The 21,943-nt window shown below is 61.6% G+C and carries 20 protein-coding genes and 2 pseudogenes; 12 read left to right on the top strand and 10 right to left on the bottom strand.

The window, feature by feature from the left end:
• Positions 1 to 6: 6 nt before the first annotated feature.
• On the bottom strand, positions 7 to 363 hold the full coding sequence (locus tag A4A58_RS09270) for a DMT family protein (RefSeq protein ID WP_068731204.1): 357 nt from the start codon (positions 361 to 363) through the stop codon (positions 7 to 9).
• A 255-nt stretch (positions 364 to 618) separates the two neighbouring features.
• On the opposite strand from A4A58_RS09270, the pseudogene A4A58_RS09265 reads away from it, so the two are divergent.
• From A4A58_RS09265 to A4A58_RS09255, 3 genes and pseudogenes are all read left to right on the top strand, one after another.
• Positions 619 to 1,167: pseudogene (locus A4A58_RS09265) on the top strand (PAS-domain containing protein); the annotation flags it as partial.
• Between the two features lie 223 nt (positions 1,168 to 1,390).
• Positions 1,391 to 2,245 (top strand): lysophospholipid acyltransferase family protein, encoded by an 855-nt coding sequence (locus A4A58_RS09260; protein WP_068731194.1) that lies wholly within the window; start codon positions 1,391 to 1,393, stop codon positions 2,243 to 2,245.
• Between the two features lie 96 nt (positions 2,246 to 2,341).
• A complete protein-coding gene (locus A4A58_RS09255) occupies positions 2,342 to 3,283 on the top strand; it encodes an aldo/keto reductase (protein WP_068731193.1) in 942 nt (313 codons plus the stop codon).
• Between the two features lie 210 nt (positions 3,284 to 3,493).
• On the opposite strand, the gene A4A58_RS09250 is transcribed toward A4A58_RS09255, so the two are convergent.
• Positions 3,494 to 4,720: a DUF1501 domain-containing protein gene (locus A4A58_RS09250; protein ID WP_068731192.1), complete on the bottom strand. Its 1,227-nt coding sequence runs from the start codon at positions 4,718 to 4,720 to the stop codon at positions 3,494 to 3,496.
• On the bottom strand, positions 4,717 to 6,210 hold the full coding sequence (locus A4A58_RS09245; RefSeq protein WP_068731191.1) for a DUF1800 domain-containing protein: 1,494 nt from the start codon (positions 6,208 to 6,210) through the stop codon (positions 4,717 to 4,719). Before A4A58_RS09245 ends, A4A58_RS09250 begins: the two co-directional genes overlap by 4 nt.
• Positions 6,211 to 6,332: 122 nt before the next feature.
• On the opposite strand from A4A58_RS09245, the gene A4A58_RS09240 reads away from it, so the two are divergent.
• Positions 6,333 to 6,533 (top strand): hypothetical protein, encoded by a 201-nt coding sequence (locus tag A4A58_RS09240; protein ID WP_068731190.1) that lies wholly within the window; start codon positions 6,333 to 6,335, stop codon positions 6,531 to 6,533.
• 54 nt (positions 6,534 to 6,587) lie between these two features.
• On the opposite strand, the gene A4A58_RS09235 is transcribed toward A4A58_RS09240, so the two are convergent.
• The 4 genes from A4A58_RS09235 to A4A58_RS09220 form a co-directional block, all read right to left on the bottom strand.
• A complete protein-coding gene (locus A4A58_RS09235) occupies positions 6,588 to 8,060 on the bottom strand; it encodes a sensor domain-containing diguanylate cyclase (RefSeq protein WP_068731189.1) in 1,473 nt (490 codons plus the stop codon).
• A 174-nt stretch (positions 8,061 to 8,234) separates the two neighbouring features.
• On the bottom strand, positions 8,235 to 8,930 hold the full coding sequence (locus A4A58_RS09230) for a glutathione S-transferase family protein (protein WP_068731188.1): 696 nt from the start codon (positions 8,928 to 8,930) through the stop codon (positions 8,235 to 8,237).
• Between the two features lie 22 nt (positions 8,931 to 8,952).
• A complete protein-coding gene (locus A4A58_RS09225) occupies positions 8,953 to 9,663 on the bottom strand; it encodes a glutathione binding-like protein (protein WP_068731377.1) in 711 nt (236 codons plus the stop codon).
• Positions 9,664 to 9,855: 192 nt separating this feature from the next.
• Entirely contained in the window at positions 9,856 to 10,629 is a 774-nt protein-coding gene (locus A4A58_RS09220) for a DUF4394 domain-containing protein (RefSeq protein ID WP_068731187.1), read from the bottom strand.
• A 153-nt stretch (positions 10,630 to 10,782) separates the two neighbouring features.
• On the opposite strand from A4A58_RS09220, the gene A4A58_RS09215 reads away from it, so the two are divergent.
• Together A4A58_RS09215 and A4A58_RS09210 are read left to right on the top strand one after the other, a co-directional pair.
• On the top strand, positions 10,783 to 11,361 hold the full coding sequence (locus tag A4A58_RS09215; RefSeq protein WP_081421797.1) for a sigma-70 family RNA polymerase sigma factor: 579 nt from the start codon (positions 10,783 to 10,785) through the stop codon (positions 11,359 to 11,361).
• A complete protein-coding gene (locus tag A4A58_RS09210) occupies positions 11,358 to 12,122 on the top strand; it encodes an anti-sigma factor (RefSeq protein ID WP_068731186.1) in 765 nt (254 codons plus the stop codon). The genes A4A58_RS09215 and A4A58_RS09210 overlap by 4 nt, the downstream gene beginning before the upstream one ends.
• 90 nt (positions 12,123 to 12,212) lie before the next feature.
• Here A4A58_RS09210 and A4A58_RS09205 read toward each other — a convergent pair whose 3' ends face one another.
• Positions 12,213 to 13,403 (bottom strand): hypothetical protein, encoded by a 1,191-nt coding sequence (locus A4A58_RS09205; RefSeq protein WP_139069816.1) that lies wholly within the window; start codon positions 13,401 to 13,403, stop codon positions 12,213 to 12,215.
• The gene (locus tag A4A58_RS31110; RefSeq protein WP_192855899.1) at positions 13,364 to 13,813 is read right to left on the bottom strand and encodes a hypothetical protein; all 450 of its coding nucleotides are present in this window, start codon (positions 13,811 to 13,813) and stop codon (positions 13,364 to 13,366) included. Before A4A58_RS31110 ends, A4A58_RS09205 begins: the two co-directional genes overlap by 40 nt.
• Here A4A58_RS31110 and A4A58_RS09200 point away from each other — a divergent pair.
• The 6 genes and pseudogenes from A4A58_RS09200 to A4A58_RS09180 all read left to right on the top strand — a co-directional run bounded on the left by A4A58_RS09200 (position 13,812) and on the right by A4A58_RS09180 (position 20,465).
• Complete coding sequence (locus tag A4A58_RS09200) at positions 13,812 to 14,876, top strand: hypothetical protein (RefSeq protein ID WP_068731184.1); 1,065 nt, start codon at positions 13,812 to 13,814, stop codon at positions 14,874 to 14,876. The genes A4A58_RS31110 and A4A58_RS09200 overlap by 2 nt on opposite strands.
• Positions 14,877 to 14,987: 111 nt before the next feature.
• Positions 14,988 to 15,377 (top strand): calcium-binding protein, encoded by a 390-nt coding sequence (locus A4A58_RS09195; protein ID WP_068731183.1) that lies wholly within the window; start codon positions 14,988 to 14,990, stop codon positions 15,375 to 15,377.
• Positions 15,378 to 15,417: 40 nt separating this feature from the next.
• Positions 15,418 to 18,447, top strand: coding sequence for an excinuclease ABC subunit UvrB (gene uvrB, locus A4A58_RS09190; protein ID WP_081421788.1), 3,030 nt, complete (start codon positions 15,418 to 15,420; stop codon positions 18,445 to 18,447).
• 15 nt (positions 18,448 to 18,462) lie between these two features.
• Positions 18,463 to 18,783, top strand: a pseudogene (locus A4A58_RS29610) (transposase); the annotation flags it as partial.
• A gap of 271 nt (positions 18,784 to 19,054) precedes the next feature.
• Complete coding sequence (locus tag A4A58_RS09185) at positions 19,055 to 19,597, top strand: hypothetical protein (protein ID WP_068731182.1); 543 nt, start codon at positions 19,055 to 19,057, stop codon at positions 19,595 to 19,597.
• 262 nt (positions 19,598 to 19,859) lie between these two features.
• Positions 19,860 to 20,465, top strand: coding sequence for a hypothetical protein (locus A4A58_RS09180; protein WP_139069815.1), 606 nt, complete (start codon positions 19,860 to 19,862; stop codon positions 20,463 to 20,465).
• A gap of 581 nt (positions 20,466 to 21,046) precedes the next feature.
• Here the strand turns inward: A4A58_RS09180 and A4A58_RS09170 are convergent.
• Positions 21,047 to 21,871, bottom strand: coding sequence for an ABC transporter substrate-binding protein (locus A4A58_RS09170; RefSeq protein WP_081421796.1), 825 nt, complete (start codon positions 21,869 to 21,871; stop codon positions 21,047 to 21,049).
• Positions 21,872 to 21,943 lie beyond the last annotated feature (72 nt).

Here is a 21,943-nt window from a genome sequence, read left to right as displayed (position 1 = left end):
CGGTCGTTAAGACCACTTGTGAAAAATGAAGAACGCCCCCAGCGCGATGAAGGCAAAGCCCAGCGCGTGATTCCAGCCGAGCGGCTCCTTCAGATACAGCACCGAAAATGCAGCAAACACGACCAGCGTGATGACTTCCTGCATCGTCTTCAACTGGGCAGCATTATAGACCTCGCTGCCCCAGCGATTGGCGGGCACCGCCAGCCAGTATTCGAAGAAGGCAATGCCCCAGCTCACCATGATGACGAGGGGCAACGAGTGATCCTTGAATTTGAGATGGCCATACCAGGCGAAGGTCATGAAGATATTCGAGGCCAGCAGCATCAGGATCGGCAGCAGCAGCGGCGGAATGGTGAAGGGCATTCGGTTAAAGTCCTTTCAAATCGCGGCGCTAACATCCGGAGCCCGCCGACGGTTCCGGCTGCATCGATAGCATTTGAAGCGAACAAGGGGAAAATGATGCCGGGGCTCTTCACGCGCCCTTAGCTACACCGGCGGGAAACTGTGGGCCTTTCTGCAACCAGCGGCCAACCTGCGTTTCTTACCTATGTACGGACACAGGTACGGCCGATGCATTACGACTGGCGACTGATTCTCGATCCGGGAATTGAAACGGTGATCATTGTGATCGCAGCCGTCGGGATCACCTTGGCGATTCGCCTGTTGCGCTTGCGGCGCGCGGCCCGGGCCCGCGAATACGAACAGCACGCCACTGCCCAGCGCCTTTCCGCCGCACTCGACAGGATCGACATTGGCATCGTCCTGCTCAATGCCGACACCCGCGCCGAATTCATCAACCGCGCGTTTCGCGATTACTTCACGCTCCCCGACGAGAAGGCCGACAGCAAGCCACCGCTGATCGCGCTGATGTATCATGCGCGCGATACCCACGCTTACGCCCTTCCCGACGACGAGGTCGACAGCTTCATCGCCAGACGCGTCGAGATGATCCGCGCCGGCACTTCCACGCCGACGACCTTGCGCCTCGCCAATGGCCGGGTGCTGCGGCTGAGTTGCGCCGTGCTGCCCGATGGCGGGCGGATGCTGAGCTACACTCCGGTGACCGACCTCATTCGTCACACTGACGAGCTCTCCGAGCGCGACTACTATCTGGCGCTGCGCGAAGGCGACGTGTTCAGCTCCCACCGGCTGGACGCGGCCGAATAGGGCACAACGCCGCCTGTGGATATCCCGGGTTGTCATGGCGATGTCACTCGCCCCGGCTAGGCTCCCCATGCAGCCGGTTGCTTCCCCCCGTCGCCAATCGGGTGCTTCCCCAGCGGTCTCCGTCAGTTGCCGCGCTGACCGGGACCGCTTCTTTTTACCGTGGTTTCTCTTAATTCATGCAACTGACTTTGCCTGCGGAAGTCGGCCCCGGTATAACAAACCCATGATCCGTTTCGCCGCCGTCCTGATCTCCTTGACCATGCTGACGCTGCTGCTGGCGCCGTTTCAGCTGATCGCACTGGCCTTCGGCCTGCGCTGGCAGCGGAGTATTCCGCATCTGTTTCACCGCATCCTTTGCGCGCTGATCGGCGTGCGCATTCACGAAGTCGGCAAGCGGACGACGGACACGCCAGTACTGATCCTCTCCAATCACGTCTCCTGGCTCGACATCATTATCATCGGCGCCAGGGCGCCCGTGGTGTTCGTCGCCAAAAGCGAAGTTGCCAAATGGCCGGTGTTTGGCTGGCTTGCCAAATTGCAGCGCACGATTTTTGTCGAGCGCGAACGCCGGCAGAAGACCGGCGCGACGGCGCAGGAAATTGGCGACCGCATGCTGTCCGGCGACGCGGTGGTCCTGTTCGCGGAGGGCACCTCCAGCGACGGCATGCGCGTGCTGCCGTTTCGCTCGGCGCTGGTCGGCTCGGTGCATCACGCGCTCGGCGATTCCACGCATCACAAAGAGATCACGGTGCAGCCGATGTCGATCGCCTATGTCGGCTTCGGTGGATTGCCGGTCGGCCGCGCCTTTCGCGAAAACGTGGCATGGTATGGCGACATCGACCTGATCCCGCATTTCATCGGCATCCTGTCGTCGGGCGCCATCGATGTCGTCGTAAGCTGGGGCGAGGCCGTCGCCTATGACATGTCCGCTGATCGCAAGACCATCACGCGTAACGCGGAAAACGCCGTGCGGCGCATGACGTCCGCGGCCTTGCGCGCCGGGCCGCCGCGGAAGACCCCGACCGCCCTGCCCGCGCCCGAAACTCAAACGCCCGAGTCCGCTTCCGCCATCGCCTGAGCGCCCGCGCGACTGCCATGATGCAGAGCGTCTTGCTGCGTGACGAGGCGCGCGCCATAACCTTGGTCCGCGCTTCCCTCACAAGGCACACTCATCATGGAAATCCGCAATCTCGGCCGCTCCGGCCTTCGCGTCTCCACCGTCGGTCTCGGCTGCAACAATTTCGGCCAACGCACCGATCTGGAGACCGCGCGCAAGGTCATCCACAAGGCCATCGATCTCGGCATCACGCTGTTCGACACCGCCGACATCTATGCCGGCATGGGTGGCTCCGAGACGGTGCTGGGCGAAGTGCTGGGCGATCGCCGCAAGGACATCGTGCTGGCGACGAAATACTGCAAGCCTATGAGCAATGACGGCAGCAAGCAGGGCGCCTCGCGCCGCTACATCATGAGCGCCGTCGAAGCCAGCCTGAAGCGGTTGAAGACCGACTATATCGATCTGTATCAGCAGCACGACTACGATGCGCTGACGCCCATCGAGGAAACGCTGCGCACGCTCGACGACCTCGTCCGCCAGGGCAAGGTGCGCTATATCGGCAATTCCAACTTCCCGGCCTGGCGCATCGCCGAAGCCGAGATGGCCGCGCGCCAGATGGGCGTCGCGCCCTTCGTGTCGTGCCAGGACGAATACAGCCTCGTCGTTCGCGACATCGAGAAAGACCTGCTGCCGGCCGCGCTGCATTTCAATCTCGGCCTGCTGCCGTTCTTCCCGCTCGCCGGCGGCATGCTGACCGGTAAATATGCCGGCCTGAAGAACGTCCCCGCCGATACGCGCTTCGGCAAGACCCCCTATATGCAGGAGCGCTATCTGAACCCACGCAACATCGCCTTGGTCGATCAACTGCAGGCCTTTGTCAGCGCGCGCGGCCATTCGATGCTTGAGCTCGCCTTCTCGTGGCTCGCCGCCCGCCCGCAAGTCTCCAGCGTCATCGCCGGCGCATCATCGCCCGAGCAGATCGAGCAAAATGTGAAGGCGGCGGAGTGGAAGCTCAGCGCGGAGGAGATGAAAGAGATCGACGGGATTACGCTGGGGTAGGCGAAGATAACGCGAGCCGTTCTTCCCCTCTCCCCCAGCGCGGCAACGCCGCGCGCCGCGGGAGAGGGTGGATCGACCGCGACAGCGGTCGAGACGGGAGAGGGCTCTATCGTGCTTGCGGCCAGACCCTCTCCCGCCTTCGCTTCGCTCAGGCACCCTCTCCCACTGCGCGGAGCTTCGCTCCGCTGGAGGAGAGGGGAAGCAAGAAAGCTACCCTACCAATCCCTTCGCCGGCTTCACCAGTGCGCTATCCGGAAACACCTGCTCTGCCAGCGCGCGTTCGCTGATGCCGAGGTGATCGTGCAGCACACCCTTGAAGATCGCGCGCAGATCTATGGTCGGCGCAAGATCGCGGGCTTCATAGAGCTTGCCATTCGCAAGGCCCGGCCAATCCGCAATCACCCGGCCGCCCTTGATCGCGCCGCCAGCAAGCAAGGCAATCGTGCCGGTACCGTGATCGGTGCCGGCAGTGCCGTTGATCTTGGCGGTGCGGCCGAACTCGGTGGCGACGACGACGATCGTGTCCTTCCAATGCGTGCCAAGGCCGCTCTCGAATTCCGCCAGTGCGCCATCGAGACCGCCGAGCAATTGCGCGAGGCGCCCGACCGGCCCGCCCTCTTGTGCATGGGTATCCCATCCATCGAAGGCGAGCGCCGCGATGCGCGGGCCATCATCGGCAGCCATCAGCTTCGCCGCGCCGCGTGCGACCTGGCGCATCGCCGCTACGGCATTGCCGCCGCCCTTCGGCTTCATCTCGTCGCCAACGGCAATCTTGTCGAGCTTCAGGCCTTGCGACAGCGCCGTGGCAAGTGCGGGGTCGCGGTCCTGATAGAGTTGCATCAGCCGCATCGCTGTATCATCGGCCGCATTGGGCAGATTGACCGGCGCCCAGCCAACCGTCGGCGCGGCGCCGCGGAGCACCAGCGGAGTCGTGGGGCCGATCGCAAGACCCGACGAGACGCGTTCGCCACGCGGCAGCGATTCAATGGCGCGATTGAGCCAGCCCGACTGCACGCGGCCGGGGCCGGCATAGCCGCTCTCCAGCACGTCCTGGCCGTCGAAATGCGAGCGCTCGCGATAGGACGTCGCGACCGCATGGACCACGGCTGCTTTCTTGTCGCGATACATGCGCGCGAATTCCGGCATCGCCGGATGCATGCCGAAGAACGAATCCAGCGCGATGGCCGCGTTGGGTCCGTCCTTCGCCAGCGCGATCGAGCCGTGCAGGCCCGCGTAATCGGGATCGCCGAGCGGCGCGACTGTGGCGAGGCCGTCGAGCGCACCGCGCAGGATCACGACGATCAGACGCGGATCGCGCGCGTCGGCGGCGCGGGCGAATTTCGGCAGATAGGCCCAGGCAGCAAAGGCCGCGCCCGATAACAGAAGCGAGCGGCGCGTGGGGCCGAGCATGCGGCTTTCACAGCAGTCCATCGTCATCTCCTCTGGAATTCCGGCGACATCAGCAGCAGCGTCAAAGCCTGCTGCCGCGTCTCCGCGCGCGCGATCGTCTGTCGTGTTTCGGATGAGGCCGCCTCGCCAGCGACCACGTCGAGCATCTCGCGCGGATCGATACTGTCAGGCAACCGCGTCGAAACCTGCGCCGCGAGATCGAGTCGCAGCTTCATGCCTTCGGGCACGGCCCAGGCGGCATTGCCGTCCGGAAAACCGTTCGGCCCCGGCGGTGTCCAGAGTGGCTGGCCGAGCGTCTGCAGTCCCGCAAAGTAACGGCCGGGATCTTCCGGGATGCGCGCCAGCAGGCGGCCAGTGGAGATCAGATATTCATAGGGCGTGCGCAGCTTGGCCATTGGCATCTGCCAGGCCTCATTGGAATCGAGCAGCACCAGCGCCAGCGCCTTCAGATCGCCGTCGGTCTTTTTGAACACGCTTTCCAGCCGCGCCAGCAGTGCCGGTGGCGGCGCATCCGCCACGAAATGCTGCGCGAATTTCCTAGCGATGAATTTCGCTGTCGATGGATGGCGTGCGAGATCGGCGAGCGCTGCTTCGCCCTGCGTTACGCCGGTGTCGTCATAGGTCTTGCCCAGCAATTGCTGCGGCCCGGGCTCATGCGCATTGGCGTTGAAGGCGAAGCTGCCCGGCATGCCGATCTTTCCTTCGCGTCCGGCAAAGGTCCAGCCGGTGATGATCCGCGCCAGCGACGTCACATCGGCCTGCGTATAACCGCCGCCGACGCCGAGCGTATGCAGCTCCATGATCTCGCGCGCCAGATTTTCGTTGAGGCCGCGCTTGCCCCTCTCGCCGGCTTTCGAATTGGGACCGATCGACTGCTGATTGTCGAGAAAGAACAGCATCGCCGGATGCTGTTCGACAGCCTTCAGCATGTCGGCAAACTTGCCGAGCACATAAGGGCGGATCGCCTCGCGTTCGAATGAGCCCGCCCACATCCGCGCCGGATCGCCCTTGCTGGCCGAGATGCAGAAGTGGTTCGACCAGAACACGACGAGGCGCTCGACAAAGCCGCCCTCGGCAATGGTCGCGCGCTGGATCCGCGCCAGCGCTTCCGCGCGATAGGTCTTCTGCACCACATTGGGCGGCAGCGCGACGGCCTGCGGCGGCTTCGGTGCGTCAGGCTGCACTGTCATAGTGGTGTTGCCGGTCATGGCCGGCGCTTCCGGCTTCTTGTCCATCGCAGCCGGCGGGGCTTCGACCGGGACCAGCCCTGGGGTCTTCAACGCTGCCTCGCGCGCGGTCTTCACCTCGAGCTGATAGGCAAACATCGCCTGCCCCAGTTCCGTCGTCGATTGCAGGCCGGGCAATTCGAGCAGTGCAGCCTGCGGGCGCGCCAGCTCGGCCTTCACGAATCCGCGCGGATCCGAGGCCGCATTGACGATGTCGCCGGAGGCGCCGCCCCGCGCGCCGAAGCCGAAGCGGTTCAGCGCAATCAGCGCACCTTGCGGGTCGCGGGCCATCGGGTTTCCCTCACTCTGCCTTCGTCCTATGATGGATCTGGCCATCACAGGCGCCACGCCCGATATACGGGCGGAACAGATGAACCCGGCATGAAAATCGCGCTGAAATTTGGGCTGCTTTCATGAATTATCGGACAGAAAGCTTAAAGCTGCTCAGCCGCCGCCTGACCTGTTCGGATTGCGGGACTGAATTCGGCTGCGACCTGTCGGGCAATTGCTGGTGCGCCGAGGAGACCGCGAAACTGCCGATGCCGACCACAGGCGGCGACTGCCTGTGTCGCGACTGCCTGCGCGCCAAGGCGGCGGCGCACGTCGCGACCTGACGGACGTGCCTGATCCACGTCGCGCACGATTGCGCACCGGCTCCAACAACCTGCCTACACCATGCCCGCGCTGCGCCGGTCGCGATCGGGTTGCGCATAGTAGCTGCGCTTGGCCTGCAGCATTTCCATATCGGCGCGCTTGACCACGGCCTCAAGCCGCTCGCCGGTCCGGCTGGTGGCAATCCCGGTGGAGAGGCTCAGCGTCAGATCAGGATAGTACTGGTTGTTGACCTCGATCAGCCGCGCCAGCGAGGCCAGCACCGCCTCGCCGCCGGCCGCATCGGTTCCGGGCAGTAAGACGGCGAATTCGTCGCCGCCGATGCGCGACACCGTCGCCGGCCTTTCGACCAGTTTGCCAAACACCTCGCCGGCACGGCGCAGCAATGCGTCGCCAGCGGCATGACCAAGCTCGTCATTGGCAGCTTTCAGCGCGTTGAGATCGGCAACGATCACGGTGACCGGTTGCGATCCCTTGCGTTCGAGCCGGTTGAGTTCGTCCACGAAGAACGAGCGGTTCGTCGTGCGCGTCAATACGTCGTGGGTGCCGAGATATTCCAGATAGGCTTCCGCCTTCTTGCGCGCGGTGATGTCGGTCAGCGCGACCTGCACCTGTGACCAGTCGCGCTCATGCCCGGGCAACACCGAAAACTGCAGCAGCAGATGAAGCTTGGTGCCGTCGAGCGCGTAGTTGACGACCTCACGTTGCTGGAACAGCTTGCCCTCCCAGAGGTCGATCAACTGTTCGCGGAAATGCGGCTCCATCTCGTCGCGAAACACATCCGACAATTGACGGAGCAACGTCTCCTTGTCGGGCGCGCCGAACAGTTCGAGCGTGCGGCTGTTGACGTCGAGCACGCGGATTTCGCTCATGCAACGCAAAACGAATTCCTCGTGCACATCCGTGAACACGCGAAAGTCCTCGATGCCGCGCGCACGGACCTCGTCCACCAGGCGCTTGACGCCGCTGAAATCCTCGACCCACAGCGACACCGGCGAATGCGCGAACAGGCCGAACGCATAATTCTCGCTCTCCGCGAGGCGACGACGCGCGCCTTCGCGTTCGGTCACATCCTCGATGGCGACCATCACGCGATCCCAGCGCTCTTCATGCCCGGGAAGAACAATGCCGTGCAGCTGGATGTCGAGGCGCTCGCCCTTCAGCGTGTAGTTGACCGTATGGCTGGAAAAATGATTCCGGCCGCTCCAGAGCTGGGCCAGTTCCGACACATGGCTCTTGAACGTATCGTCGCGCATGACCAGGCCGAGACTGAGCGTCAGGTGAGACAGGTCGCGCGCGCCGAACAATGACAGCGTCTTGCGATTGACCTTGAGAATGCGGATGTGCTGCGAGCACTCACGGACCCGTTCGGGATTGGCGAGCAGGAATGTCTCGATGTCGTCGACGCCCTGCGCCTGCCACTGTTCGAACAGCGCCTTCACATCGCTGTAGTCCTCGATCCAGAGCGAGACCGGGGCAAGATCGAACATCATGGCATCATCGGCGAGATTGGCAGACGGAACGGACATAGAGACCTTGGCGCGTGAGACAGCGTGAATCGTTGAGGTATTCCCTTATAGCGAGAGTTACAGGGAATATCCTCGGATTTTCACAAAGGCACCAAGCACACCACCGAGAATAACGCTGGTATACGGACATGAATACCAGCGATTGCTCAATTCATCGCCCGTAGAGAGTGGAACTCAAACCGGATAGCCGGTCGAGTTCCGTGCCATGCCGTTAAAAGCATCAAGCATTCTTTCGCGCCACGCATAGATCGCGTCGTCTTCCGCCAGCAGCTTGAACGGCGAGATCGCGCGCGCCCACTGGAACGGACCGAACACGATGTAGTCGGCATAGTTTGGCGCGGCGCCACCAAGGAACGGCTGCGTCTTCAGGGTGAGACGCATCGGATCAAGCGACTTGCGGAAGGCATCAACGCCCTTGTCGCGGTTGGATGCGACCTCTTCCAGCGACTTCTTGAACCGCGCTTCGCGGCTCTCTCGGAAATAGACCTGATCGACCGGACGCAGATGACCATGAATATCCGCGACGATGAACGGAAACATGCCGGCAACCACAACCGTGTCGCCCCACCAGTTCAGCATCCGCCCCACGGCGCGGCCGCCCTCGCCGCCGAACAGTGACGGGCGATCCGGATAGGTGTCTTCAAGATAATTGGCGATCGCCCAGGAATCAGCGACCGCGCGTTCGCCGTCGAGCAGCACCGGCACCTTTTCGGATTTGTGCTTGTTGATCGCGTCCTTCTCGGTGAAGCGCCACGGGATCGATGTTGCGTCGAGGCCCTTATGCGCCAGCGCCATCCGGATGCGCCAGCAATACGGGCTGAAGGGACGATCTTCGTCAGTGCCGACCAGTTCGAACAGTTGCAGCGCCATGATTGCTTCTCGTAATTCTGAGCTAACTCTTCACCACAGCCGACGTCTGGCCGAACAGCAGCTTGCGCTCTTCCTCAGTGCGGATCGGTGGCTGGCCGAAATTCGGATTGACCTCTTTTGCGATCTCATAAGCGCGCTTCACAGCGGGGCGCTCGGCGATGGTTTCGAGCCAGCGCTTGAGATGCGGGAAGTCGTTGATGTCCTGGCTCTGGTTCTTGTAGGGCACGATCCAGGGATAGCTCGCCATATCGGCGATCGAGTAGTCACCGGCGATGAATTTGCGATCTGCGAGACGCTTGTTGAGCACGCCATAGAGACGGTTGGTCTCGTTCACGTAGCGATCGATGGCGTAAGTGATCTTTTCCTGGGCGTAGTTGCGAAAGTGATGGTTCTGTCCGGCCATCGGCCCGAGACCGCCCATTTGCCAGAACACCCACTGGATCGCATCATAGCGCACAGCGAGATCATCGCTCAGGAACTTCCCGGTCTTCTCGGCGAGATACATCAACATCGCGCCGGACTCGAACACCGAGATCGGCTTGCTGCCGCTCTTGGGCGCATGATCGACCAGCGCCGGAATGCGGTTGTTCGGCGCAATCGCCAGAAACTCGTCCCTGAACTGGTCGCCCTTACCGATATTCACCGGGATGACCTTGTAGGGCAGCCCCGCCTCCTCAAGAAAGATCGTGATCTTGTGGCCGTTCGGCGTGCTCCAGTAGTAAAGGTCGATCATCGGGTGTTCCTGCGCGTGTTGGATGGCATGCATCCGAACTGAATGCGGTTGCATCGAGTTCGCCAGAACGACCCCGTGAAGTCAATGGCGCGGCCACGCCGGGACGCAGATCCGTCCTGCAAAACGTGAATGCCGTGCTCCCATGGAGCGCGGCATTCGTTGGCGATGTTGCGTGAAATCGCAGCGTGCGACTCACATGCCCATGATCGCGATATCCGTCACCTTGCCGGTGACGCCGGAAATCTTGGCAGCTTCGGTGGCCTTGCCAGTGGCGAGATCGACCGAATAGAGCGTGCCGTCAGCCATCAGCCAGGCTTCGTTCTTGGTGCCGTCCGACCAGATATCGAAAGCGACGGTCGCCGGCTTGATGCCGAGCTTGCCGACGGCGCCGAGAATGCCGTCATTCGGCGGCGCCTGCTTGACCAGCGCGCCGATGGTACCGTCGATGTTGAACAGCGCCGTCTCCTTGGTGCCCTTCACCGAATTGGTGTAGGCGCCGGCGATGACATTGGGCTTCTCGCCCTTGTGCATGTCGGTCTCGGCATATTTGTGATCGCCGTCCTTTGTCACCTTGCCGTCGTCGACATTGGCTCGCAGGCTCATGCCATCCGAACCCATCACGCGCAGACGATCGGCCACGGGGTTGAAGTCGACGGTGGCGGTGACGCCCTTGGCCAGCATGGTGTCGAGCTTGGACTTTATGGTCGCCTTGCCGTCCGCGGCAATGGTGACCACGGTGCCGTCATCGACCACCCCATAGAGCATGCCATCGGCCGGACGGACGTCGATGCCAACCAGCACGCCGGAAATGCCAGTGACCTTGACGGACCCGGTCGCCTTCTTCTGCGCGGTATCGACCGTCGCAATGGTGTCGCCACCGACCAGGGCTGCGACCTGGGCAGCATTGGCGGCGGCGGAAGTCAGCAGCAGCGCGGCGGAGGCGGCGAAAAGCGAACGAAATGACATGAGTGGCTCCCTGTGTTTCCGCGGTCCCCTCGGGACCGACACAAGGACTACCGGCGGGCCCTCCCGACTGGATGCACGCCCCTGAAAATAAATTCATTTGGGTGCATCCAATTGCGCGCGGCGAAGGTAGACTGCCCATGCAAGGGCATGGACATGACTGGGAATGGCACCATCACCGAGACCCGGCGCGACGAAGCGGGCCTCGACCACGCGCGTGAGGCGCAGCTGTCGGCTGCGCTGGCGCGCTGTGCAGCCGGCGATCGCGCAGCCCTGCAGATGATCTACAACAGCGAAGCCCCAAAGATGATCGGGGTCGCCCGCCGCATCCTGTTCCGGCAGGATCTCGCGGAGGAAGCCGTGCACGATGCCTTCGTGCGGATCTGGGGTGCCGCCGCCTCGTTCGATCCGCATCGCGGCAGCGCCCGCGGCTGGCTCTATGCTGTCGTGCGCAACCGCGCGCTCAGCATTCACCGCAACGAGCATCGTTATGATGCGTCCGACGACAGCGCGCTCGATATCGACTGCGAGGCGACGATGACGCGGATGCCCGAGACATCGGCGCTGCGCAAATGCCTGGAGCGCATCAACCGTCCGCGCCGCGATGTCGTGGTGCTGGCTTATGTCCATGGCATGAGCCATGGCGAACTGGCCGGACGGCTGAAGGTGCCGCTCGGCACCGTGAAGAGCTGGGTCCGCCGCAGTCTGTCCTCGCTGCAGGAGTGCATGGGATGAGCATGCACGACGACAACACGCATTCCACCGACGATCTCGCGGCCGACTATGTGATGGGCCTGCTTGACGGCGCAGAGCTTGCCGCAGCCGAAGCGCGCATGACCGACGATGCCGATTTCGCCAGGGCCGTCAGCACCTGGCGCGAACGATTGGCCGATCTCGACGCCACGGCCGAAGCGCTCGCTCCCAGCGCCGCACTGTGGGACCGCATCGCCGACTCCACAAAGATCAAACCCGCGATCCCGCTGCCCGGCGCCCGCGCTGCATTACGCGGCGCAACGCTGTGGGACAATATCGGCTTCTGGCGCGGCGCCGGGATCGGCGGGGTGTTCGCGGCCTTGATGCTTGTGGTGATCCTGATCGGCGCACTCGCCACCTCGCGCCAGCTCCGCCGCGAACTGATCGCCCTGGCGCAGCGCAAGCCGATCTATGTCGCCGTGCTGGTCAACGACGCCACCAGGGAAACCGGCGCCATCGTCAACACCTTCTCCGACGGCCGCGTCGAACTGATCCCGCTGCGCCCGATCGACGTCCCCGCCGGCCGCACGCTGCAGGTCTGGACCCTGTGGGATCGCAATATCGGCCCGAAGTCCATCGGTCTCACCGGACAGTCGCGGACATTGCAGCTCGATCTGGAAGCATTGCCGGATACTGTGGCAGATCAGTTGTTCGAGATCACGCTGGAGCCCGAAGGCGGCTCGCCGATCGGAAGACCGACGGGGCCGATTTTGTTTAAGGGGAATGCGGCAAGGGCGTTGTAAGGGCCTCTCCCCAAGAACTAGCGGGACGAAATGTTTAACAATGCTGACAGGTCGTCCTGCTTGACGTCATCCGTTGGCGCGAGGCGATATCTATTGCTTTTTAGGTTCACCGATTGCCCCTGTAGCATCAGGCTCTCGGCCTTGAGGAACAACGTCTTTCGGCGAGCTTGTACCGATTAACGGCGGCAGCACAGGTTGACGGGCAAGCCGGGAAGAGGTCGGCACTTCGGCGCTATAGGTTCTCTTTAGCTGTTTGGTGTTCCAATTCACTATCAGAGATTGTTTGGCCGCCAACTCGAACGAACTTGTCATGACATTACTGCAGTTCGCGAGCAGATTCTCGCACGACCGCCAGATCAGACGCGAAACAAGAAGGAAATGCGGCTGATAGGCCTCGATTGAACCAACAGAATAATTCATGCGCCACACGAAATCTCGCCAGAGCGCTAGGTTTCCATTGCCATTGCTCAATATCGACTTCGCGTAGGCCTTCGTGGTGCAATCCATCGGATAGCCGGTTTCCACCGGTCGGTAGTTGACGGGCACCGCTTCGGCGGATCCCTCAACATCGCCACAGATCTTCGTAAGATTATCCGTAATGACCCACATGTTCATCTCAAGCGCGTCACGGTACAACGGGAGCAACGTCAGGACGGGACCTGCACTTGAAAAACTCAAATTGAGCAGATCGTCGACAATGGTGGTGGCTTGACTGACAGCTTTATTGGCAAAAATAGCTGCTTTTGCAGACGCTGAGATCACCGGAAGCTCACCTATGAGCTTGTCACGAATGCTTGCGAGTTGAGCGTTACTTCTTTCATTGAACAATGAACTCAATGCGAGCCTGTACAACGCATAATCGAGGCGAGCCATCTTCTCATCGAAGAATTGGCACACCGCCGGTTCGGGAAATGACGTCGCTTCATAGCTGCCTATCTTTGTAACGGCAGCCTCTATCCATTTTTCGTTCTTTGAATTGGTGTAAAGACAAGCATAGCTTTCATACGCTATCGCCAGAGCAGATTGCAGATTCCCAGCTATTGCAGACTTGTCGATCTCATTGTGGCTACCCTGTCGGGCGGCAGCCAATAGAACGCCGATCAGCATGTATGATCGAAACAAGCGATGACTTTTGGTATGTGCGACGAAGAGGACATAATCCTCGACATCTGCAATGACACCTCCTCTTCGATTGATCTCCGCACACCCCGTCAGCATTGACGCCACCAGAACAAGCGCCGTCATTCGCGCAGTAAAGCGCGTCGCGAATCCTGAAAACATGATCGCCCCCAAGCAAATCTTCGATTTGTAATGAGGTGAAGCTCGCCAGATTCGCGACACATCCCGTAGTTGATATTTATCAGGGCATTTCCTTTGATTGATTTATCCACATCAATCGCTTCTGGGTTGAGTGTCCATTCGCGCACCTGGCGCAGCACGGCGGCGCCCGTCGCTTCGGCGAGGTCCCGACTGTCGCCGGAAATCGTCGCCGACCAGCTGTTCGAGATCACCCTGGAGCCGAAGACAGCTCGCCGACCGGCCATCCGATCGGGCCTGTATTGTTCAAGGGCAATGCCGCGCGGGTGTTGTAGTCTCGCAGCGATCGTTTTTGGCCATTGAACGCTCCGGCCCGTGTAAGCGACAAAGGGCCAATGTTCGGCGTCGAATGGCGCGTTGCGGAGAGAGTGCATGCGATATTCGACCGATGATCTGCGCGCGGCTGTCACAGCCGGCGTGCTTCCTTCCACGCAGCTCGACGCCCTGCTGGCTTTCCTCACTGCGCGTGTGCCGGAGCAGCCGGCTGCCAGGCCCAAATTCGATGTCGTGCATTTGCTCTGGTATGCCGGCGCGCTGGTGGTGATATCAGCGATGGGGCTGTTCTCGACGCTGGCGTTTTCGCAAATGGGCGGGCCGGCCCTGACCGCCACTGCACTTGTCTATGCCGGCCTGTTCACCGCCGCCGGTCACTATCTCTGGACGGTCAAGAAGCTGCGCACGCCGGGCGGACTGCTCATCGCAGTGGCTGTGGCAATGACGCCGCTCGCCGTGTTCGGAATACAGGATGCCTACGGTGCATGGACCGAGTTCGGCCGGCCGAAGGCGATGCGCGATTTCTATGTCTGGATCAAAGGCAGCTTCGTCTTCATGGAGCTTGCGACTATCGCCGCTGCGATCGTGGCACTGCAATTCTATCGCTTTCCCTTCATCGTCTTCATCATGGCGGTCGCGCTGTGGTTCCTGTCGATGGACGTCGTGCCGTGGATCACCGGTGCGGGCTACGGCAACTGGGAGATGTCGCGCAAGATTTCGATCTGGTTCGGCCTCGGCATTCTGGTTGCTGCGGTGATCGTCAACCTGCGCCAGCGCAGCGGCGATTTCGCGTTCTGGCTCTATCTGTTCGGCGTGCTGACATTCTGGGGCGGCATCACCGCCACGTCGAACGGCACCAATCTCGACAAGGCGCTGTATTGCGCGCTGAATGTCGGCTTCCTGCTGATCTCGGTCGCGTTGTCGCGGCGGGTGTTCGCGGTGTTCGGCACCATCGGCATTGCGATCTATCTCGGCGATCTCGCCGAGAAGATCTTCAAGGATTCGATGCTGTTCCCGTTCGCGCTGTCGCTGATCGGCATCGGCATCATTGCGCTGGGGCTGTATGTCCATCGCCACCAGCGCGACATCGGCACCTGGGTCGATGCGCGCCTGCCCGAATCGCTCAAGCGCCTGCGGGCGGAACCAGTCGCCGGACAGGCGTGATGAAGCCGGACCCCTGCAGGCGGGAGGCGGGACAGCAAGTCTCGTCCCCTTGAATGGACGAGTCCGTTCAGGCATCCTTGCAATCAAGGATAGTATTCAAGGGAGGCTGCCATGGCGTTGTCGCGTCGGACCGTTCTGTTGTCGCTCGCCCTGTCGCTGGCCGCGGTGCCGGCGTGGTCGGCCTCTTTCCTGGCGCAGCTCGATCCCGACAAGGATGGCACCGTCGACCTCGCCGAGGCCAAGGCGGCCGCCGGCAAACTGTTCGACCTGCTCGACCGCGACAAGGACGGCACGCTGGACGCCCGTGAATTGCGCGGCCGTATGAGCAAGGGTGAATTCGCCGCCGCCAATCCGGACAAGGACGGCACCCTCGACAAAGCGGAATATCTCGCCGTGGTGGAAACCCGGTTCCGCGCGGCAAACCCCGATAATGACGGCACCGTCGACGCCAGGGAATTCGCCACGCCGGCCGGCAAGAAGCTGTTGAAGCTGCTGAAGTAGGGCCCTTTTATCGCCACCGGACTCGCCCCATATTCCGCCCATGGCGAAGAAACCCGACTCTCCGAAAAAGCCCGCAAAATCAATCAAGACACCCGCCGCCAAGCCTGGCGCCGGCCGTCCCGACGTCAAGCCGATCGGGCCTGCGCTGGCGGAACTGCTGAATCCCGCGATCAATCGCGGCGATGCCGGCATGGGCTCGGGCACCGGGTTGCAGCCGCCGCCGAGTAATTCCTTCGAGCGCCGCTCCGGCGGCGAGGCGGCGGTGCATCGCGCGCGCAAATCCACGCCGAAGAAGTTCGAGGGCGACGATTTAGCAAGGTCTTCGGGCATGCGCCCGACGCCATTGCAGCCGTTTCCCCAGCCCGTCGTCGCGCCCTATGCGCCGCGGCTGAGCGAGCAGAAGGGCCTCGAGGAAGCGCCGCAGGCCAATTACAACACCTCGGCCTCGATCCCGACGCTGGATCCGGAACTCGCGAAGCAGCTCGGCTTCGCCACCGAGGAAGACGATGCCGCTGCCATGGCGCGGCCGCCGCGCAACAAGATGGAAGCGCTCGGCGTGCAGGCCACCGCCGATGCCCTGGAAGCGCTGGTGCGCGATGGCCGTCCGGAGTTCAAGGACCAGAAAGTGTGGACGCCGCATCGTCCGCCGCGCCCGGAGAAATCCGAAGGCGGCGTGCGCTTCGAGCTGAAGTCGGAATATGAGCCGAAGGGCGACCAGCCCACCGCGATCAAGGAACTGGTGGAGGGCATCGACCGCAACGACCGCACGCAGGTTCTGCTCGGCGTCACTGGCTCCGGCAAGACCTACACCATGGCCAAGGTGATCGAGGCGACGCAGCGCCCCGCGATCATTCTCGCGCCGAACAAGACGCTGGCCGCGCAGCTCTATGGCGAGTTCAAGAGCTTCTTCCCCGACAACGCCGTCGAATATTTCGTCAGCTACTACGACTACTACCAGCCGGAAGCCTACGTCCCGCGCACCGACACCTATATCGAGAAAGACTCGTCCATCAACGAGCAGATCGACCGCATGCGCCATTCGGCGACGCGCGCCCTGCTTGAGCGCGACGACGTCATCATCGTGGCGTCGGTGTCGTGCATCTACGGTATCGGCTCGGTGGAAACCTATACCGCGATGACCTTCGCGCTGAAGAAGGACGAGCGCATCGACCAGCGCCAGCTCATCGCCGATCTCGTCGCTTTGCAATACAAGCGCACCCAGCACGACTTTACGCGCGGCACCTTCCGCGTGCGCGGCGATGTCATCGACATCTTTCCGGCCCACTATGAAGACCGCGCATGGCGCGTGAACCTGTTCGGCGACACCGTGGAGAGCATCGAGGAGTTCGATCCGCTCACCGGCCACAAGCAGGACGAGCTCGAATTCATCAAGATCTACGCCAACTCGCATTATGTGACGCCGCGGCCGACGCTGATCCAGGCCATGAAGTCGATCAAGGAAGAGCTGAAGTGGCGGCTCGACCAGTTGCACAATCAGGGCCGCCTGCTGGAAGCGCAGCGGCTGGAGCAGCGCACCACCTTCGATCTCGAAATGATGGAAGCCACCGGGTCCTGCGCCGGCATTGAGAACTATTCGCGCTATCTCACCGGCCGCCGGCCGGGCGAGCCGCCGCCGACTTTGTTCGAATATGTGCCGGACAATGCGCTGGTGTTCGCCGACGAGAGCCACGTCACCGTGCCGCAGATCGGCGGCATGTTCAAAGGCGACTTCCGCCGCAAGGCGACGCTGGCGGAATACGGCTTCCGCCTGCCCTCCTGCATGGACAACCGGCCGCTGCGTTTCGAGGAGTGGGACATGATGCGCCCGCAATCCGTCGCGGTGTCGGCGACGCCGTCCGGCTGGGAGCTGCAGGAATCCGGCGGCGTGTTCGTCGAGCAGGTCATTCGCCCGACCGGCCTGATCGATCCGCCGATCAATATCCGCCCGGCGCGCACCCAGGTCGACGATCTGCTCGGCGAGGTCCGCGCCACCGCGCAGGCCGGCTATCGCAGCTTGATCACCGTGCTGACCAAGCGCATGGCGGAAGACCTGACAGAGTTCCTGCATGAGCAGGGCATCCGCGTGCGCTACATGCACAGCGATATCGACACCATCGAGCGCATCGAGATCATCCGCGACTTGCGCCTTGGCGCGTTCGACGCGCTGGTCGGCATCAACCTGCTGCGCGAAGGCCTCGACATTCCCGAATGCGCGCTGGTCGCCGTGCTCGACGCCGACAAGGAAGGTTTTTTGCGCTCGGAGACCTCGCTGATCCAGACCATCGGCCGCGCCGCGCGCAATGTCGACGGCCGCGTCATTCTCTATGCCGACCAGATGACCGGCTCGATGACGCGCGCCATCGCCGAAACCGATCGCCGCCGCGAGAAGCAGGTCGAATACAACACTCTGCACGGCATCACGCCGGAAAGCGTGAAGAAGTCGATCGGCGACATCATGAACTCGGTCTATGAAGGCGACCGCGTGCTGGTGGATATCGGCGGCGGCATGGCCGAGGATGCCATCACCATCGGGCACAATTTTGAAGCCGTGCTGGCCGATTTGGAAGTGCGGATGCGCGAGGCGGCGGCCGACCTGAACTTCGAGGAAGCCGCAAGGCTGCGCGACGAGGTCAAGCGCCTGCGCGCCACCGAACTGGCCGTGGTCGACGACCCCACCGTCAAGCAGCGCGGCGTCGCCGCACGCGGCGGTGCCTACAAGGGCGAGAAGAAATATGGCGACGCGGCGAACCTGCCCGCGCGTCTCGACAAGGCCGCGCAAGGCAAGGCGCGCGGCAAGTTCGGCAAGAGTTCATCAGCGGGCGGCGCATCGTCGAAAGTGCACAAGCCCGGGCTCGACGAGATGGGCATCGCGAACTGGCATGAAGTGAAGCCCGCGCGCGGCAAGGACGTCGAACGTCCGCGCAAGCCGACGCTGGATGAAATGGGTCCGGGCACCGAGAGCAAGATCTTCCAGCCGAAGAACAGCCGCGAGTCCGGGCCGGAGTTTGGCCCCGCGCCAAGGTCAACCGGCGGCGCGCCGGGGCATCGGGGCGGGTGGAAGAAGAGGTAGTTAGGCGCACATTGACGCAAGGCTACTCTCGTGACTAACGAGAGCGCTCTAAACCTACACCGGCAACACCTACGGCGATCATCAGACGATGAACCACACCGGCCGCGAGTATGTAAACAAGCTCGGCTTCGCCACGAACAACGTCGAAAACTTCTTCGCCGTGTTCAAGCGCGGTATGCGCGCCACCTACACGTTCTGCGGTGAACAGCAGCTGCGCGTTACCTGACGGAATGCCAGTTCCGCTACAAAAACCGATCCGGCCTTGGTGTTACCGATGGGGAACGGACGGCGAAGGCTCTCAAGGGTAAGCGCCTGACGTACCGTCCAGCTAACTAAAATCACCCACAAGAAGCAGGCGGTTAAGCGCTTTCGCGCTTGTCGTAAGGCTGTTCATAAACGGGACAAATAAGGAACCTTCGACTCCCAGCGCCAGTTCCATGGCAGACTGGAAGTCGAGAGATTCGCGGAGAACAACCGGCGCCAACCGGCCTTCTCGGATAGCTCAATAACCCGAGGGACGGGTCGTGAGCTGCAGTGTAGTGAGTGTACCCATAATTGGGATTCTATAAAAAAGGTCAAGCTCGTCCCTCTCCATTAGGAGAGAAACATGGGACTGAATTTCGAAGACTTAGATTCGATCACTCGTAAGTTCATGCTCGAAGAAATTCGAGCGGATACTCAGGCCGACAAGGTGTACCGGAGTAGCTACCTAACCCAAAGCGGGCAAGGTAATTGGCCTGATCTTATCCTAGTTGCAGCGCAGACTGGCAATGATGACACCTTGGCAAGTAGTGCCAACGGTCAATTCAATTCTACTACGCAAAGAAAAAAGCCGAAGGGATTCGGCTACTACACTGCTGCGGTGCCAGTAAACGCAGCACAGATGTTAGCCGAAAGCGAATTCAACAGGTACTTTGTACGCGGTCTTTGCCTCCGGGCTATGGACGAAGGCATCCCGCGGCTGGAAGTGTATCGAGCTAAGCAAGTAAGCCAGCCACGGCCAGAATCTGAAAGTAAGATTGGCCTCTTGGTAGACCCGCAGACTGTACTTATCGACGTGCGCGCCAGTCAGAGTAACGGTGTGGAAACGGCCCTAGGAATTCCACCGGGGCCGGGATCAGGGATCACTATCAGAATTCCCAAGAAATAAGTTGCCGTCCTTGCTGATCGAATAGTCGAAGAGGGGATCGTCGCTTTCCATCAGGAAAAGCAGCGATCCGTTCCCGATATCAAAGCCATAACGACAACAAACCTCACTCAAGTCAGGCAGGAACATCACCTCGTCGATGGAATCGAGGCTGCATTTAATCACTTTTGGCCGACTTTTTCTTAGTCGAGGGTTTCTTTTCGACCTTCAGATCCTCGTGCGGCTTGGCTTCATGCGCACGAGCGAATCCATCAGGTGCTTGGTCATGTCTAAATCTTCTTTAGAACCACCCATTTTGCAAAACGACCCTCTTTGGTTTCCGTCGAGAAATCGATTCCACTTTAACCCCGCCGTCCCGGATCGCCAATTATGGGCCATTGGGATGGTGGCAGTTCAATGGGGGATGCTGGAAACTCTCATCGACATGGAAATAAGGAATTTTATCGAAGGTGATGACGAATTGCTGTCTCAATATAAGAAGGTAAGAAACCTGAGAGATACGCTGGATTTCTTTCAGCGCCAGATTGAACTCAAATCGCCAGAACCATTGCGATCAAATGCGGCAACCTTTGTCCGCAGCATTAGGAATACCGCTTCACAGCGACATGAAGTAATGCACCGCCTTTGGGGCGGCGGAATGCCAGAAGACTCTTGGAACAATCCTGACAACCTCTACCCGGAAGCAGATGCGGCGCTTTTACGTCAGCCCGGCGACAAGCCCAAGAAAACGAAGTCAGAAGGTGGGCGCACTAGCATTCACTGGGCGTTGACATTCAATGGCATTCGCAAGATCGCGACTGATATAGCGACACTCAACCGCGACATTTCTATGCTTTTCCGCCCGTCGCCTGAACAACCGCCCGTCGCATAGCGACGTAATTATCAGACGCTATATAGAATTTGGAAAGCCCTTTGTCTGTCTTGCGGCGCTCCCTATAAGCGCGATTTATATTCCTTGTTGACAAAATTCCTAAAAAGCCATACACCCCCTTCCGTCCTGTTCACGAGGGCGCTTCTCGAGGGCGTCTTGAGAGTGGAGCAGGATACGGCGCCCGCGGACGTGCCTCGCAAGCACGCACTCGGGAGGTCCGGGGTAGCCGTCCGGGCCCACTACGGGGCTCTGCCGCTTGCGGCTGGACGGGTGCGGACAAAGGCGGCGAAAGCCGCCGGATCAGCGGGCCGAGGCTCGTGCCCAGTACCCGGAAGCACGGTCCCTGGAACAGAAATCGCCGTGATGGAGCGCCGCAAGGCGTCGCGCTGTGGACGGAACGGTGTCGCAACCGGACTGGACGCAGCGACTGACTATCAAGGTGCGCCTTGCGGCGCTCCATTCCCCTCAATTTTCGAGGGGAAGACCGCAGCTCACCTCGGGGCTTTCGCCCGCGAGAACGATGTCACGTGGCTGTTTGACATGTACATCTGAGCGAACGACGGCGGGCTTCTCCCGCGTCGTTACTTCCCCGCCGGCGGCGCGACGTCGGCGACCTGGCCGCTACGCTTCAGCGCCTCGGCGACGAAGCCCGACGCCTTCATCTCCTCGACGAAGGCGGCAAGATAGACAACGCCAGCCGTGCGCGGCTTGTCGGCAATGCGCGGCATGCCCATCGCCTGCTGGATCTCCTGGAAATGGCCGGACATCACGCGCATCTCCGGATGGTCCTTGGCATAGGCATCGAGCTGCTGGCGCACGCCGGCGGCGGCATCGAGCTTCTCGTCGAGAAACTTGCGGATCATAGCGCTGCCGCCGCCGGCATCGGCGCGCAGCACGGTGGCATGCTTGATGGTGCGGGTGAGATAGAGGTCGTAGGCCGAGCCGAGGCCGACCGACATTTTGACGCCGTCCTTGTCGACGTCGTCGACCGTCTTTAGCGGCGAATTCACGGGGACCATGTAGGTGCCCTCGATGATGACATAGGGCGCGGTGAAGATGATCTCCTGCGCGCGCACCGGCTCGATGGCAATGAAGCCGACATCCCAGGCGCCAGCCTTGGCGCCTTCGAACACCTTGCCCGCCGCTTCATAGGGCACGTAGTCCACGGCCACGCCGAGGCGCTTCGCAAGTTCGGCGGCGAGATCCGCCGAGACGCCGCGCGGCGCGCCGTCGGGGCCCTTCTGGGCCAAGACACTATTCCCGTAATTGATCGCGGCGCGGAGTTTTCCGGTGGGGGCGAGATCGCGCAGCACCTCGGGCGATGCCTGAACGGATTGGACCGCGGGCTGGGCGAAGGCCGGGAATGCAGCGGTCATGAACAGCACCATCCATCGTAAAACACGCATCATAGGCCTCCCCGATTTCGGCGCGACCATGCCCGCAAACCCGCCGCGCGACAATCGGCGACCAGGGGCTTC

Source organism: Tardiphaga robiniae, from assembly GCF_001618955.1.
Taxonomy (GTDB): domain Bacteria; phylum Pseudomonadota; class Alphaproteobacteria; order Rhizobiales; family Xanthobacteraceae; genus Tardiphaga; species Tardiphaga robiniae_A.
The sequence above is the reverse complement of the archived record's forward strand: the minus strand, read 5'-3'. Positions and strand labels throughout refer to the sequence as shown.